This is a genomic window from Streptosporangium sp. NPDC003464, assembly GCF_053588315.1.
This window is the reverse complement of the sequence record NZ_JBSFPS010000262.1, coordinates 1-13,839: the sequence shown is the minus strand read 5'-3', so window position 1 is coordinate 13,839 and position 13,839 is coordinate 1. Positions and strand designations below refer to the sequence as shown.

Below are 13,839 nucleotides of genomic sequence, written 5' to 3'. Positions count from 1 at the left end.
GCGACATCGACCGGCTGCGCGAGCTGGGCTACCCGGTGCAGGCGACGATGGGCGCGGTGGGCGGCTACCGCCTGGTCGCGGGCGCGGCCATGCCGCCGCTGCTGCTCGACGACGAGGAGGCCGTGGCCATCGCGGTCGGTCTGCGCACGGCGGCCGGACACCCCGTGGAGGGCATCGAGGAGGCCTCCGTGCGGGCCCTCGCCAAGCTCGAACAGGTGCTGCCCTCCCGGCTGAGGCACCGGGTCGGCGCCCTGAACACCGCCACCGTCCAACTGCCGGTCAGCGGCGGCCCGACCGTCGCCCCCGAGGACCTGACCGTGCTGGCCGCGGCGATCGCCAACCGCGAGCGGCTGCGCTTCGGCTACCGCGCGGGCGACGGGACCGAGACCAACCGCCTGGCGGAGCCGCACCGCCTCGTGGCGGCCGGACGCCGCTGGTACCTGGTCGCCTACGACAACGACCGCGACGACTGGCGGATCTTCCGCGTCGACCGGATCCGGCAGCCGAGGCCGACCGGCGCGCGGATCACCCCGCGCGAGCTGCCCGCCGACGACGCGGCCGCCTACGTCAGCCGCAAACTCCGCAGCCTGGCCCCCACCTACCGGGCGGTGGCGACCCTGTACGCGCCGGTCGAGGAGGTCGCGAGGCGTCTCGGCAGCGCTCCCGGCGACCTGGAGCCGATCGACGAGCACAGCTGCCGGCTGCACAGCCACACCGACACGCTGGAGTGGCTGGCGTTCCGGCTGGCCATGCTCGGCTGCGAGTTCGAGGTTCACGGACCGCCGGAGCTCGCCGAATGCCTGCGCGCCCTGGGAGGCCGGGCGTCACGCGCGGCGGGCGCGGTCTCCTAGCGCTCCAGCCGTGGACCGTTACCAGGCCGCCGGTCGACGGCAGGGGCCGGTCCGGGCGCCGCGCCGGTGGCACCGGCAGGCCCGGCTCGGCGGCGGGTCAGCCGGCCCCCGCCGGGAACGGGGCGGACCGGCGACGGGGTGCGGCGCTCACCGTGATCGGGCGAGCCGGAAGCCGAGGTCGTCGACGCGGAAGGTCGGATGGCTCTTGCGGCGGCACGACGCCCGGCATCCTCGGGGCCGATCGGACCAGCCCCCGCCGCGGAACACGCGGTAGGGGCCGTAGACCGTGGGGTCGTAGACGTCCCAGCACCACTCCCACACGTTGCCGATCATGTCGTAGAGGCCCCACGCGTTCGGCGCCTTGGCCGCGACGTCGTGCACCTCGCCGCCGGAGTTGTCGCGGTACCAGGCGATCTCGTCCAGCTCTCCGTAGCGGACGCCGGAGGTCCCCGCCCTGCACGCGTACTCCCACTCCGCCTCGGTCGGGAGGCGATAGCCGTCGGCCTCCCCGTCGTGGACCACGTCTCGCCCGTCGGGGTCGTCGCCCATCGCGTAGCAGGGTTCGAGCCCCGCCGCCCGCGAGAGCAGATTGCAGAAGCGGACGGCCTCCTTCCAGGAGACCTCGGTGACCGGGGTCCGCGGCCCCGCCGGGCTCGCGGACCTCTCGCCCCGGACGGCGTCGTACAGCTCGCGGGTCACGGGGCAGGGCGCCAGCAGGAAGGCCCCGACCTCGACCTTCCAGTCCGTCTCCGTGCCCTCGTCCCGTAGGACGATCTCCCCGGCAGGGATCTCGATCATGGGCTCGGCGGGCGACCGGCGCAGCGTCGATTCAGGTCTCATCGCGGGCCCGAGCCTACATGATCGATATGTGGCGGTGACATGCGGGCACACCTGCGGCCGGGGCGGCTCGGCGTCCAGGGCACGCGCCATACCTGCGCACCGGAGGAGGGGCCGCCTCGCGACCGCCGATGATCGTCGACAGGCTTCAGGTCCAGACGGGTTCGCCGAGGTGTGTCGTCGTCGACAGCACCTGGCAACCCATGCGGCGGGCCGCGTCGAGCAGCGTGACACGGGCCCGCTCTCCGTCTTCGGGCGGGAAGGCGGCCCGGATCTGGTGGCCGTAGGCCGTCTCGTAGGTCAGCAGCCAGCCGAGCTCCGTGGCGGCGAAGTGGTCCTGCCGGTCGCCGTCCTCGTCGCTGTAGCCGCCCCGGTCGGCCGTGGGCGCGAGCGCCTCGCGCAGGATCCGCAGCCGCTCGTGATAGGGCGACTCGCCCTCGGACAGCTTGATGTAGACGTGTTCGCGCTCGCGGAACGGCTCGAACCACGGCGACGCCTCGACCCCGTCGGGCAGTATCGGCGCGGTGATCCGCCCGCTCAGCCAGCCGTGCAGGAACTCCACGGCGCCGACGTCATACGCGGCGTAGGCGACGCTGCGCGGATTCCAGACCACGACGCGCCAGCTGTCCGGTTCTCCCTCGGTCAGCCAGCAGAGCGAGTCACCGTTGTCGGTGCCGGCCCACTCCAGCAGCCCGCCGGGCTCCGGATGGAACGGATAGGGGCACTCGTCGGGATACTGCTCGCGGAAGGACCGCTCCCTGTCCAGCAGCCGCCGAGCGTGCTGGATCAGCAGCTCGTGGGCGCCGAACGGGGTCAGCGGCGTGATGAGGTCGACGAACTGGCCGCGCCCGTACCGCTCGACGAGCGCCTTGAAGTCGGTGGGCAGCCCAAGCCCGAGGGCGGCCTCGACCTCACTCCAGTCGCCTCGCGCGTCGACCGGTTCCGTGGGCGGCGGCACGAGGCGGATCAGTCCGTCAATCACTGTCATGGCCCGCGAGTGTAACGAGCCGGCGCGGCCGGAGGTCCGTCCCGGTCCCGCCGGGCCGGGTGAAGGCCGCGGCCGCCACACGGTGGCGTGGCGGGCCCGCGGAAGAGTCCGCAGGTGGGGGAGGGCCATTCCCGGGAAGCCCCGTGCCGCCGGAGGATCGACGGCTCGGGACGGGCCCGGGGCGGCACGGCTAGGGCTGCTCCGGCGGCCGCTGCGGGGCCTCCTGCTCGACGAGCGGGTCGGTGGTCCCGGGCAGGCTGACGAGCAGGGCCCTGTCCCAGCGGGCCCGCCGGGCGCCCGCCTGGTAGGCGCAGTCGAGGAAGTCCAGCACGGTGGCGACGGGATCGTCGTGGGCGCGCGCGTCGTCGTAGCGCAGGACGGCCAGGTGGCTGCCCCGCTGCGGCAGCCAGGCCGCCTCCTCGGGGCGGAGCGGCTCCTCGGCGAGACCCGCCGGTTCGGGCGCGGTGTAGGAGTAGAAGGCCGGCCAGGGCATCGCGTCGTCGCCGAACCAGAATCCGCTGCTGATGACCTCCCGGGAGTAGGCCTCCCTGGTGACGGGATCGGCCTGGGGCTGCGCGCCGACCGAGCGGCCCGAGAAACGGGTCACGGCGATGTCGAAGGTGTGCCAGAAGTGGTGCACCGGACTGATCTTGCCGCAGAACCTCGCCGCGAAGCGTTCCAGCACCAGGTTGACCTGCGACAGGACCTGCCAGTACCGGTTGACCAGTACCGGGTCGTAGGCCGCGTGCTTGGTGTCCTGGGCGAACGGCGTGCTGTCGGCGAGCCCGAACGGCTCGGCCTCGATCGTCACCTCGATGCCCAGGTCCTTCAGCGCGGCGAAGAAGGTCCGGTGGAAGGAGGAGACCGACTGGCCCGTCAGGCCGAACGACACGCTGTGCCCGTCCAGCCGGTTGACGATCAGCCGGTGGGCGACGAAGTCGAAGTCGACGGTGAAGACCGGCACGTCGTCGAAGCCGCCTGACGGGCGTGTGGTGATGCCCCGCCCGGTCAGGTGGAAGGGGACGTTCCACCAGTGGTTGCGGCGGACGCTCGTGGCCAGCCGTACTTTGCCGACGATCTGCGTGAACCGGTGCACGGTCTCCTTCGTGTCGGCCCACTCCTCCAGCGGCATGGCGGGAAACCACTCCATCGCTGCCCCTCCCCTCGTCCGGCGCCGCGGCCCCTGACCGGCGCCCCCGGGGAGCCGGGGCCGCAGCTCCCCGAGCATTTCCACTAAAAGTAGTCATATCATGGCTTAAAGTGATCATTCGCTGTGGAGGTCCCGGGCGGACCGTACCGCAGGGGGGTGGCCGGCCGTGGGGAGCCCTGCTGATCTGCGCTTACTTCGCCGGGAGAGGGGAATCCAACCCCTGACCGGCCGTCGGGACCGGTCGGTCCTGGGGCGGGTGCGCCGGAGACCGTCACCCGCCCGTACCGACGCGGCCGATGTGACGCCCGCCTCCGCGGTCCTGGCCCCTCGCCCCTCGCGCCGCACCGGCGGGCCCAGTTTCGCCGAGAGGAGCCCGGGATGCATCTGCCCGGAGACCTGCAGACCGTCGTCGTGACCGGACAGTATCTGAACCCCGACGGCGAGCCCCGCCGCGGCAGCGTGCTCATCGAGCCCGAGCCCGCCACCCTCACCAGCGCCGAGCACGGCCTCATCGTCCTCGGCGGGACGGAGGCCCAGCTCGACGAGGACGGCCGCTTCAGGCTCGAACTGCTGGCCACCGACGCCGCGGGCGTGACCCCCTCCCACTGGGTCTACCGCGTCACCGAGCGGTGGCCCGACGCCCCCGGCCGCACCTACTCCCTGGCGCTGCCCGCCGCCGAGCCGGTCGTCAGCCTGCCTGCGGCCGCCGTCCCGGCGGAACCCCTCGTCTACGACGCCCGCGAGCACGGCCTGGCCGGCGACGGCGTCACCAACGACCAGCCGGCCCTGGCGGAGCTGGTCCGCCGGGCCGGGGACGGCTGCGCCGCCGACGGCCGGGCGCGCGTCATCTACTGCCCGTCCGGCGTGTATTCGATCCGGGACGCGGGCACCGTGTGGAGGAGCGGGGTGTCGCTCGTCGGCGCGGGTCCGGCCGCGACCCGGTTCGTGCTGTCGAACCCCGGCGATCCCACCGATCCGACACCGCTGGCCTTCTTCACCGCCATCCAGCACGGTGCCGGCCGCGACAACCACATCGCCGACTGCACCTTCGCCGGCTTCGAGATCGACGGCTCCGGTGTCGAGCTCGGGGAGTACGACGTGCTCGCCAAGGGGCTGGGCCTGCAGTACGTGCTCCGGGGCCATTTCCACGACCTCTACATCCACCACACCGCCGCCTCGGGCTTCGGCTGCGACTTCCTGCAGGACACGGTGGTGGAGAGGGTCGTCGCCGTCGGCTGCGGGCGGCTGGACAGCGGCACGCAGATGGGCGGGGCCGGCCTGGGCATCGGGATCGGCGGCTGGGGCACCGTCGAGCGCCTCACCATCACCGGCTGCACCGCCGTCGGCAACGGGACCAACGGCGTATTCCTGGAACTCCAGGACCGGGATTGGACCCCGCCCCGCGGCATCCGCATCACCAACTGCCACGCGGAGGGCAACCGGTACGGCATCTCCGACTGGGGCGCCGACGGGCTCATCGTCGCCGCCTGCACCATGATCGGCAACCACGAGGCGGGCTACGACGTCTCGGGCCTGGGCACGACCTCCGTCGCCGGCCGGGGCGGCATCGTCACCGGCTGCGTCGTCGACGGCAACGTCCTCGACGGCATCAGCATCGGCAACACGCCCGGCCGTTACAGCGTCCAGGGCAACCGGGTCAGCCGCAACGGCCGCTACGGCTACCGCCAGCACAACATGCCCGGCGGCCCCGCGCACGCCTCCACCGAGATGGTCCTCGACGGCAACGACATCTGGGGCAACGCCCTCGACGGCGTCCGTGTCGACGGCACCCTCGTCGACGCCGCCCTGCTCGACAACCGGATCCGCGACAACGGCGAGCAGACGGCCCCCGCGGCCTCCGGCGAGGGCGACGGCGTCACCTACACCGCCACGTCCCTGACCGACACCGCCGCCGCCTGGCTCCCCGGAGGTCACCGCGGCAAGACGCTCACCGCCGGCGGGCGCAGGGCGATCGTCACCGCCAACACCGCCACCGAGCTGTTCCTCGCCCCTTTCCACCCCGGCGTGGTGACGGCCTGGGAGGGGGAGCCGCCCGCGGCGGGTACCCCGTACAGCCTGCCCGACCGTCCTGCCGTCCGCGCCGGCCTCACCCTGAACGCGCCGACCCTCAGCCCGATGGTCCGCGGCAACCGCGTCTGGGACAACCAGGACCCCAAGACGCAGACCCATGGTCTGTGGATCACCGGCAGCGGCAATTGTGTGTCGGGCGCGGTGCAGGACAACGATCTGGCGGGCAACGCCGCGGCCGCCGTCTGTTTCGACACCGCCCCCTCCGGCGGGCGCTGGGAGCGTAACTACGGGGTCGCCGCCCGTCCCTGACCGCCCGCACGGGGTGACCACCTGGTCCGGGACGGGCCCGCCGCCGTGCCGGGGGAGGGCCTGGACCCGCGGGATCAGCGGGACGCCGGGTCGCGCGGCCGCGCCGGCAGCCGGACGGTCCACGACAGGCGTCCCGCCGTGTCCGGGGAGGAACAGATCAGGATCGGGCACGGGCCCTCCCGCAGGACGGGGTCGAGTGTCGAGCCGTCCAGGGGCGTCCCGCCGGGCCTGGCGCCGATGATCAGCAGCTCCGCCTGCCGGGCGTGCTGGATGATCACATGGGCGGGGTCGCCGTGGGCGATGATCGTGCGGGCCGCCGCGGCGGCCCCGTCCGGTACGGTCGCGGCGATGAGCGCGTCCACCTCGCCCGCTCGGAGGCGGTCCCGGTCGCCGGGGCCGTCCGGCCCGCCGGCCCCCTCTGTCCCGCCCGGTCCGAGCGGCCCGTCCGGAAGGACATGGACGACCACCAGCCGCGCGCCCGTCGCGCCCGCCTCCGCCGCCCCGCGGCGGAGTGCGGCGATGGAGCCCGGTGAGCCGTCAAGGGCGACGACGACATGGCGTGATGCGGGGAGGGGCATCTCGGTCAGGTCTCCGTTCCTGGGGTGGGTGGCGTGCGTAGCCACTCTTGCGACGTCGAACGGGCCGTTTCCAGAGGCGCACGGCCCTTCTCTGGCCGGTCTTTGGTCCCTATCCGGGTACGGCTCCGCATAGCGCGTAATACGCGCAAGCCGTACAGAGCACAGCAGGAGGGGCATTTCGCTCGCGGGTGACCATGACGGCGGGCAGGTCCCCGCCACACGGTGTGGGGGAGGAAAGCCGGGGAAGGACTCCCTGAGAAGGACCCAAGGTACCGGCCGGCGAGCGATGAGGCCGAAGGTCCCGGGTGGCCACGTCCAAAGACCCTGGCAGCACCGGGCGCGCGGGCCGGACCGTGAAGATGTGCATATCGGCGGCAGGAGGTGGCCCGATGCGTTCCCTTGCCCGTTGGGCGATGCGCTGCCTGAATCTTCACCGCTTCGACGGCAACCCGTTGCGCAGGCGCTCGGACCGGATCGACACGGTGATCGTGCTGGTGAGCTTGATGATCTTCGTTGCCTTCCTGTGGCCCGCGGCCGCGTTCGGGCGGCAGGTCTACGCGAGCGGCCTGCGGGCCGAGCTCACCGGCCCCGGCCACCGGCAGACCGTCGCCGCGGAGGTCGTGGACGCGGCGCACGGCGCGGGATGGCGGACCCGGACGGTGCGGTGGACCACCCCGCAGGGCGGCACGCGGACGGGCCAGGTGGTGCTCTCGCCGAGCACACCGGCCGGCTCCCACACCCAGATCTGGCTCGACGGGAGCGGCCGGATCACGGCGCCCCCGCAGCGACACGTGAAGACGATCACCGACAGCGCGGTCGCCGCGATCGCGGTGGCGGGAGGGGGCGGGGCGGTCCTGCTGCTCTGCCTCGCCGGTGCCCGGGGGCTGCTGAACCGGCACCGCGACGCCGAGTGGGAGAGGGCGTGGGTCCTCGCCGACCAGCGGTGGCGCCGGCCACGGCAGACCTGACCGCGCGGCCCCGGCAGGGGAGGGCCCCCGGCCGGGCCGCCCGGCCGGGGGCCCCTCCGGTCGGCAGGCCGCAAGCGGCGGATTCTCCCCCCTCGGGCGGCGATGACGGCCGCGTGAATGAAAGGAGAGTGCTATGAAGGCAGCGATAGGTGACAAGCTGGTCGTCGAGGGCACCCGGCACGGTGAGACCCGGCGGATCGGTGTGATCGTGGAACTGCGCCACCCGGACGGTTCCCCGCCCTACGTGGTGCGGTGGATGGACGCCGACCACGAGAGCCTCGTGTTCCCCGGCCCTGACGCGCACGTGATGACCGAGAGGCACATGCCGGCCGGGTGACCGGCGCCCGGTGCCCGGCCCCGGTCCCGCGGCCGGCGCGCCATGGGCCGCCCGGAGCCGCCTGAGGCTATCTGAGGAGTACGGCGGCGCCTTCGACGCGGCCGGTGGCCAGGTCCTCCAGCGCCTGGTCCGCCGCGTCGAAGGGATAGGGGACGGTGGTGACCCGCGGGGGACGGGTCGTGGCGAGATCCAGATATCCCCGGCCGTCGGCGCGGGTGTTGGCGGTGACGCTGCGCAGCGTCCGCTCCTGGAACAGGTGGCGCCGGTAGTTCAGCACGGGGATGTCGCTGAGGTGGATGCCCGCCACCGCGAGGGTGCCGCCCCGGTCCAGGGCGGCCAGTGCGACGGGCACCAGCTCGCCGGCCGGGGCGAACAGGATCGCGGAGTCCAGCGGCTCGGGCGGGGCGTCGGCCGCGCCGCCGGCGGAGGCCGCGCCCAGCGTCATGGCCAGCTCGCGGGCCCCGGCCGACCGGGTGAGGACGTGCACGCTCGCGCCCTGGGCGACGGCGAGCTGGGCGGTCAGGTGAGCCGAGGCGCCGAAGCCGTAGACGCCCAGCCGGCCGCCGGGGGGCAGATCGCAGCGGAGCAGGGCGCGGTAGCCGATGATCCCGGCGCACAGCAGCGGCGCCAGCTTCTCGGCCGGAGCGTCCTCCGGGAGCGGGTAGACGTAGTCCTCGGGGGCGGTGAGATATCCGGCGTAGCCGCCGTCGGCGTCCCAGCCGGTGTAGGTGGAGGCGGGGCAGAGGTTCTCCACGCCCCGGCGGCAGTAGCGGCAGAGCCCGCAGGTCGAGCGGAGCCAGGCCACGCCCACCCGGGTGCCGGGCGCGAGCCGTGTCGCGTCCGGGCCGCTCGCGGCGACCCGGCCGACGACCTCGTGGCCCGGCACGGTCCTGGGACGCCGGGGGAGCAGGTCGCCCTCGGCGAGGTGGAGGTCGGTGCGGCAGACGGCGCACGCCTCGACCTCGACGAGCACCTCACCGGGCCCCGGCGAGGGGATCGGGAGCCGGGTCCGCTCCAGCGGGCGCGAGGCGATCGGTCCCGGGCGGGCGACCACCCAGGCGTCCATCCCGCCGGTCCCGCCGGCCCTGCCGGTCACCCGGCGCACCGGGCGCGGCGGTGGGTGATCCCGACGGGAGGGATCCCGGCCCGCGGCCCACGGCCGCCGGGCACGTCGTCGGTGGCTGTCACGCGTTCGGTCATCGAAGTCACGCCGGATCTCTCATACCTGCGCCTCCCATTACGGGGAAGGTTACCCGGGCGACGGCCGGAAGTCCCTGAGGACCGGGCCTCCGGCCTTCAGGACCGGCTCCCTCGTCTCCGGCCTCCGCCGGACCGCCCCTCGCCTCGTGGCGGAGCGGTCGGCTCCAGCATGAGCAGCGGGCTCACGGCCCGGTAATGGACAAAGGGACGCGGCACTTGGACGTTTGACCGGCACTCCCGCGGCGGCCGGTCAGCGCCCCGCGGGGCCGCCTGTCCGGGAGCGCGCGGGGCCGCGGATCGGGAGCGCGGGGTCGTCTGTCCGGGAGCGCGCGGGGCCGCGGATCGCAAAGTGCAAGAATCCGGCGCCGTTTGTCCATGGAGGGGAGGGGTGCCGACGGCGGAGGGTTGCCGCCACGGAAAAGGGTGCGCGGAAGGATATCCACGTCATGCGTAACGCACGAGCGGTCGCCGGGGCGGCGACCGCACTGATCACCACTCTCGCCGCGGCGGCCTGTGGTGGCGGCGACGGGACACCGCGGCCCGCGGCCGCGTCCGCCTCCTCGGCGGGACCGGTCACGATCGAGTGGTGGGGCTGGGCCCCCGGATACGACAGGGCCGCCGCCGCCTGGAACGCCTCCCACCCGGACGTCCAGGTGAAGTACACCCAGGTCGAGCCGGGCGCCAAGGGCGGCTACCAGAAGATGCTCGGCGCCGTCAAAGCGGGCAACGCGCCGTGTCTGGCGCAGGTCGGCGCCGAGACGATGGCCAGTTTCCTCATCGAGGGGGCGCTGGAGGACATCACCGACCTCGCGAAGGACGTCAACTCCAAGATCCAGCCGTGGGCGGTCAACACGGTGACCTTCGGCGGCCGTCAGTTCGGCATCCCCGTCGACACCGGCCCGATGGGGATGTTCTACCGCAAGGACCTGTTCGACAAGTTCGGGATCGAGGTGCCGAAGACCTGGGACGAGTTCGCGGCGGCGGCCGAGAAGATCCACAAGGCGGACCCGGACGTCTTCCTCACCTCCTTCAACCCCGACGACATGTACGGCTTCAGCGGGTTCGCCTGGCAGGCCGGTGCCCGGTGGTTCGCCACGGAGGGGGACTCCTGGAAGGTGAACGTGGTCGACGCGCCGACGCTCAAGGTCGCCGGCTACTGGCAGGGCCTGCTGGACAGGAAGCTCCTGGACGTCAAGCCCGGCTGGTCGGACGCCTGGTTCAAGGACTTCAGCGACGGGAAGATCGCCTCGCTGGTGTCGGCGGTCTGGATGACCAAGGTGCTGGAGGACTCGATCCCCAAGACGAAGGGAAAGTGGGCGGTCGCGCCCATGCCCCAGTGGGAGGCGGGCCGTACCGTCACCGGCAACGTCGGCGGCTCCCCGAACGCCGTGCTGAAGGGGTGCGCGGCCCCGCGGGAGGCCGTGGAGTTCGCCGGGTGGTTGTCCACCGACGCGGCCGCGGTCGACGGCCTGATGGCCGACGGCGGCCTCTTCCCGGCCGGCGTCGCGGGAGGGGCGTCGCCGAGCATGCAGGCCGGGCGGCCTTTCTACGGTGACCAGCCGGTCTTCCGGACCTTCGCCGACTCCGCCGGGACCGTGGCCCCGGACTTCGGCTGGGGCCCGACCACGCCGGCGCTGAACGACGCCTTCGTCGCCGCGGTCGGGCGGGCCGTCTCCGGCGGCGGCACCCTGCAGGAGGCGCTCAGGACCGTCCAGGAGAAAGCCGTGGCCTCGATCAAGGACAAGGGGCTGAACGTCTCCCAGGGCTAGGCCGGTCCGCGTGATCCCGGGGCCGGGCCGGTCGCCGGGACCGCGGGGCCAAGCCGGTCGCCGGAATCCCGGGGCCGGCCGGAAACACACGCGGCCACGCGGCGGCCGACGGGCCCCGCCTGGCCTCCGCGTGGCACAGATGTCAGGAAAGGCGATCACCTCATGACAGTCTCCGAGCCGGAGGCTCCCCCGGGACAGGCCGTGGCCGGGGTGCGGCCGCGGCGGCGCGGCACGCGCGGGCGCAACCAGGCGGCGCTGATCTTCCTGCTCCCCTTCGGCGCGCTCTTCGCGGTTTTTTTCCTCCTGCCGATCGGCTACGCGATCGACGAGAGCCTCTACCGGGTCAAGCGGTCGGGGCTCGGGTTCGGCACGCCCGAGCGGGTCTTCTCCGGGATCGGGAACTACCTGGCGGTCTTCCGGGACGACACGTTCGTGGACGGTCTCGGCCGGCTGCTGGCGTTCGGTGTCATACAGGTGCCGGTCATGCTCGGCGTGGCCCTGGTGCTGGCACTCCTGCTGGACAGCCAGTCCGCCCGGTTCGCACGGTTCTTCCGGCTGGTGTATTTCCTGCCCTACGCCGTCCCCGGGGTCATCGCGGCCATCGTCTGGTCGTTCCTGTACACCAAGGAGATCTCACCCCTGGCCTTCCTCGGGATCGACTTCCTCGCCGACGGCGTCGTCCTGTGGTCGATCGGCAACATCGTCACGTGGACCTGGACGGGCTTCAACATGCTCGTCGTCTACGCCGCGCTCCAGGCCATCCCGCGCGACCTGTACGAGGCGGCGTCCCTGGACGGGGCCGGCGCGTGGCGGATCGCCTGGTCGGTCAAGATCCCGCTGGTACGGCCCTCGCTGATCCTGACCGGCGTCTTCTCGATCATCGGGACGCTCCAGCTGTTCAACGAGCCGACCGTGCTGAGCGGGGTCACCACCGCCGTCTCCAAGAGCTACACCCCGCTGATGTGGTCGGTGCAGGTCGCCCTGGACAACAACGACTACGGGCAGGGCTCGGCCATCGCCATCGTGCTCGCGATCGTCGCCGGCGGGCTGTCGGCGGCGTTCCTGCGCCTGTCCACCTGGCTGACCACCCGAGGAGTGCGCCGATGAGGGCCACCGTCCGCTCGCAGGTCCTCACCACGGCCGTCCTGTGCGTGGTGGCGGCCTACGTCCTGCTGCCCCTGTGGTGGCTCGTCGTGTCGGCCACCAAGTCGGGCGCCGACCTGTTCGACACGCCCGCGCTCTGGTTCGGGAGCGTCGACATCGGCGGCAACCTCGACCGGCTGATGTCGCAGGACAACGGGCTGTATCCCCGGTGGCTGCTCAACACCCTGATCTACGCCGGGGGCGGGGCCCTGGGCGCCACCCTGCTGGCCGCCATGGCCGGATACGGGCTGGCGAAGTATCCCTTCAGGGGGCGCGGGGCGGTGTTCGCGGTCATCATGGGCGCGGTCCTCATCCCGACGCCGCTGCTCACCCTGCCCCTCTACCTCCTGCTCAGCGAGGTGGGGCTGCTCAACTCCATGTGGGGGATGCTGCTGCCGTGCATGGTGAGCCCGTTCGGCGTCTTCCTGGCCAGGGCCTACGCCCAGGCGGCCGTCCCCGACGACCTGCTGGAGGCGGGCCGCATCGATGGCGCCGGTGAGCTGCGGATCTTCTTCACCGTGGCGGTACGCCTGATGGCCCCGGCGCTGGTCACCCTGTTCCTGTTCCAGGCCGTCGCGATCTGGAACAACTTCTTCCTCCCGATGATGGTGCTCAACGACCAGTCGCTCTGGCCGATCACCCTGGGGCTGGCGAAGTGGAACGGCATCCGGACCGGTTTCCTCCGGGACGCCGTGGTGATGGGCTCCCTCATCTCGGTCATCCCGGTGATCCTGGCCTTCGTCGCGCTGCAGCGCTTCTGGAAGGCCGACCTGGCGGCCGGGAGCGTCAAGCTGTAGGCGGCGGGCCCGCCCCCCGGCCGGGGGCGCCGCCGCGCGGTCTCCCGGGACGGTCGTGGAGCGAATTGCCCGACTTCCGGGCGTGCCTTTGTAGGGCTCCGGGCAGTGCCACCGTATGAATGATGGAAAACGGACAAAGGCCATCATCAGTGCCATCTTCCCGGGCTTGGCCCTGCTCGCGGCCGCGGCCTGCGGGAGCGCCCACACCCAGTCCGGTGCCGTCAGGGCGGCGCCCGCGGGCGGTGCCGTCGCCGCTCCGGTGTCACCGTCGGGGGCGCCGGGCGACCCCAGCGGGGAGCCCGACGGCACGGCGAGCCTGGAGAAGGTGGCCACCGCGGCCACGGACGCCGTCAAGGGCTCCACGGTCCTGTCGGTCCAGGCGGAGAACGGCGGCCGGATCTGGGAGGTCCAACTGGCCGGCCCCGACGGCACGGAGCGGCTGCTGGAAGTGGACGCGTCAGGAAAGGTGGTCTCGGGATCCAGGGTGAAGGACACCGGCGACAAGGAGAAGGCCAGGGTCATGGGCATGGTCAAGGACTCCGAGCTCACCTTCGGGGCGGCGGCGGAGAAGGTGGCCTCCTCGATGCCGCAAGGAAAGATCGTCCACATGAGCCTGGACAGGTACGAAGACAACCTCCTCGTCTGGGATGTCGATGTCGTCACCCCGGACGGCACCTGGCACGAGGTCAAGATCGACGCCAAGAACGGCACCGTGACCAAGAACGGCTAGAGGAGCCGGGCGCGCGTCCGACGCCGCGGACCCGCCTGCCGTCGAGCGGGCCGGCGTGAACGCCGGCCCTCGGTGCCCGGTCACCGCCTCGGCCGCCGCCGGCCGGCCTGCCCGGCACGGCGGACCTCTTCCGGCAACCGCCGCGCCGGGC

Annotated in this window: 13 protein-coding genes; 8 read left to right on the top strand and 5 right to left on the bottom strand. The window is 72.9% G+C overall.

Features of this window, described 5'->3' with window-relative positions; all coding sequences use genetic code 11:
* Positions 1–851, top strand: an 851-nt coding sequence (locus ACWDS7_RS38950) for a helix-turn-helix transcriptional regulator (RefSeq protein WP_451933344.1), incomplete at its 5' end; no start/stop codon positions are given.
* Positions 852–998: 147 nt separating this feature from the next.
* Here the strand turns inward: ACWDS7_RS38950 and ACWDS7_RS38945 are convergent.
* The 3 genes from ACWDS7_RS38945 to ACWDS7_RS38935 form a co-directional block, all read right to left on the bottom strand.
* Positions 999–1,691: a formylglycine-generating enzyme family protein gene (locus ACWDS7_RS38945; protein WP_451933343.1), complete on the bottom strand. Its 693-nt coding sequence runs from the start codon at positions 1,689–1,691 to the stop codon at positions 999–1,001.
* Between the two features lie 145 nt (positions 1,692–1,836).
* The gene (locus ACWDS7_RS38940) at positions 1,837–2,676 is read right to left on the bottom strand and encodes an SMI1/KNR4 family protein (protein WP_451933342.1); all 840 of its coding nucleotides are present in this window, start codon (positions 2,674–2,676) and stop codon (positions 1,837–1,839) included.
* 190 nt (positions 2,677–2,866) lie between these two features.
* Complete coding sequence (locus tag ACWDS7_RS38935) at positions 2,867–3,826, bottom strand: DUF5996 family protein (protein ID WP_451933341.1); 960 nt, start codon at positions 3,824–3,826, stop codon at positions 2,867–2,869.
* Between the two features lie 378 nt (positions 3,827–4,204).
* Between ACWDS7_RS38935 and ACWDS7_RS38930 the strand changes: the two genes are divergently transcribed.
* Entirely contained in the window at positions 4,205–6,166 is a 1,962-nt protein-coding gene (locus ACWDS7_RS38930; RefSeq protein ID WP_451933340.1) for a right-handed parallel beta-helix repeat-containing protein, read from the top strand.
* A gap of 74 nt (positions 6,167–6,240) precedes the next feature.
* On the opposite strand, the gene ACWDS7_RS38925 is transcribed toward ACWDS7_RS38930, so the two are convergent.
* Positions 6,241–6,789: a universal stress protein gene (locus tag ACWDS7_RS38925; RefSeq protein ID WP_451933339.1), complete on the bottom strand. Its 549-nt coding sequence runs from the start codon at positions 6,787–6,789 to the stop codon at positions 6,241–6,243.
* Between the two features lie 344 nt (positions 6,790–7,133).
* On the opposite strand from ACWDS7_RS38925, the gene ACWDS7_RS38920 reads away from it, so the two are divergent.
* The gene (locus ACWDS7_RS38920; protein ID WP_306874156.1) at positions 7,134–7,712 is read left to right on the top strand and encodes an Rv1733c family protein; all 579 of its coding nucleotides are present in this window, start codon (positions 7,134–7,136) and stop codon (positions 7,710–7,712) included.
* 133 nt (positions 7,713–7,845) lie between these two features.
* Positions 7,846–8,049: a DUF1918 domain-containing protein gene (locus ACWDS7_RS38915; protein WP_306874153.1), complete on the top strand. Its 204-nt coding sequence runs from the start codon at positions 7,846–7,848 to the stop codon at positions 8,047–8,049.
* Between the two features lie 67 nt (positions 8,050–8,116).
* On the opposite strand, the gene ACWDS7_RS38910 is transcribed toward ACWDS7_RS38915, so the two are convergent.
* On the bottom strand, positions 8,117–9,145 hold the full coding sequence (locus tag ACWDS7_RS38910) for a zinc-dependent alcohol dehydrogenase family protein (RefSeq protein ID WP_451933338.1): 1,029 nt from the start codon (positions 9,143–9,145) through the stop codon (positions 8,117–8,119).
* 550 nt (positions 9,146–9,695) lie between these two features.
* Between ACWDS7_RS38910 and ACWDS7_RS38905 the strand changes: the two genes are divergently transcribed.
* The 4 genes from ACWDS7_RS38905 to ACWDS7_RS38890 all read left to right on the top strand — a co-directional run bounded on the left by ACWDS7_RS38905 (position 9,696) and on the right by ACWDS7_RS38890 (position 13,688).
* Complete coding sequence (locus tag ACWDS7_RS38905) at positions 9,696–11,018, top strand: ABC transporter substrate-binding protein (RefSeq protein WP_451933337.1); 1,323 nt, start codon at positions 9,696–9,698, stop codon at positions 11,016–11,018.
* 162 nt (positions 11,019–11,180) lie between these two features.
* A complete protein-coding gene (locus tag ACWDS7_RS38900; protein ID WP_451933336.1) occupies positions 11,181–12,125 on the top strand; it encodes a carbohydrate ABC transporter permease in 945 nt (314 codons plus the stop codon).
* Positions 12,122–12,958, top strand: coding sequence for a carbohydrate ABC transporter permease (locus tag ACWDS7_RS38895; protein WP_451933335.1), 837 nt, complete (start codon positions 12,122–12,124; stop codon positions 12,956–12,958). Before ACWDS7_RS38900 ends, ACWDS7_RS38895 begins: the two co-directional genes overlap by 4 nt.
* Positions 12,959–13,124: 166 nt before the next feature.
* Positions 13,125–13,688 (top strand): PepSY domain-containing protein, encoded by a 564-nt coding sequence (locus tag ACWDS7_RS38890; protein WP_451933334.1) that lies wholly within the window; start codon positions 13,125–13,127, stop codon positions 13,686–13,688.
* Positions 13,689–13,839 lie beyond the last annotated feature (151 nt).

What these genes read in the sequence shown, in the direction of transcription:
- ACWDS7_RS38915 (WP_306874153.1), top strand. Translation starts at nt 7,846, where the DNA reads ATGAAGGCAGCGATAGGTGACAAGCTGGTCGTCGAGGGCACCCGGCAC.
- ACWDS7_RS38905 (WP_451933337.1), top strand. Translation starts at nt 9,696, where the DNA reads ATGCGTAACGCACGAGCGGTCGCCGGGGCGGCGACCGCACTGATCACC.
- ACWDS7_RS38895 (WP_451933335.1), top strand. Translation starts at nt 12,122, where the DNA reads ATGAGGGCCACCGTCCGCTCGCAGGTCCTCACCACGGCCGTCCTGTGC.
- ACWDS7_RS38935 (WP_451933341.1), bottom strand. Translation starts at nt 3,826, where the DNA reads ATGGAGTGGTTTCCCGCCATGCCGCTGGAGGAGTGGGCCGACACGAAG.
- ACWDS7_RS38940 (WP_451933342.1), bottom strand. Translation starts at nt 2,676, where the DNA reads ATGACAGTGATTGACGGACTGATCCGCCTCGTGCCGCCGCCCACGGAA.
- ACWDS7_RS38900 (WP_451933336.1), top strand. Translation starts at nt 11,181, where the DNA reads ATGACAGTCTCCGAGCCGGAGGCTCCCCCGGGACAGGCCGTGGCCGGG.
- ACWDS7_RS38920 (WP_306874156.1), top strand. Translation starts at nt 7,134, where the DNA reads ATGCGTTCCCTTGCCCGTTGGGCGATGCGCTGCCTGAATCTTCACCGC.
- ACWDS7_RS38930 (WP_451933340.1), top strand. Translation starts at nt 4,205, where the DNA reads ATGCATCTGCCCGGAGACCTGCAGACCGTCGTCGTGACCGGACAGTAT.
- ACWDS7_RS38945 (WP_451933343.1), bottom strand. Translation starts at nt 1,691, where the DNA reads ATGAGACCTGAATCGACGCTGCGCCGGTCGCCCGCCGAGCCCATGATC.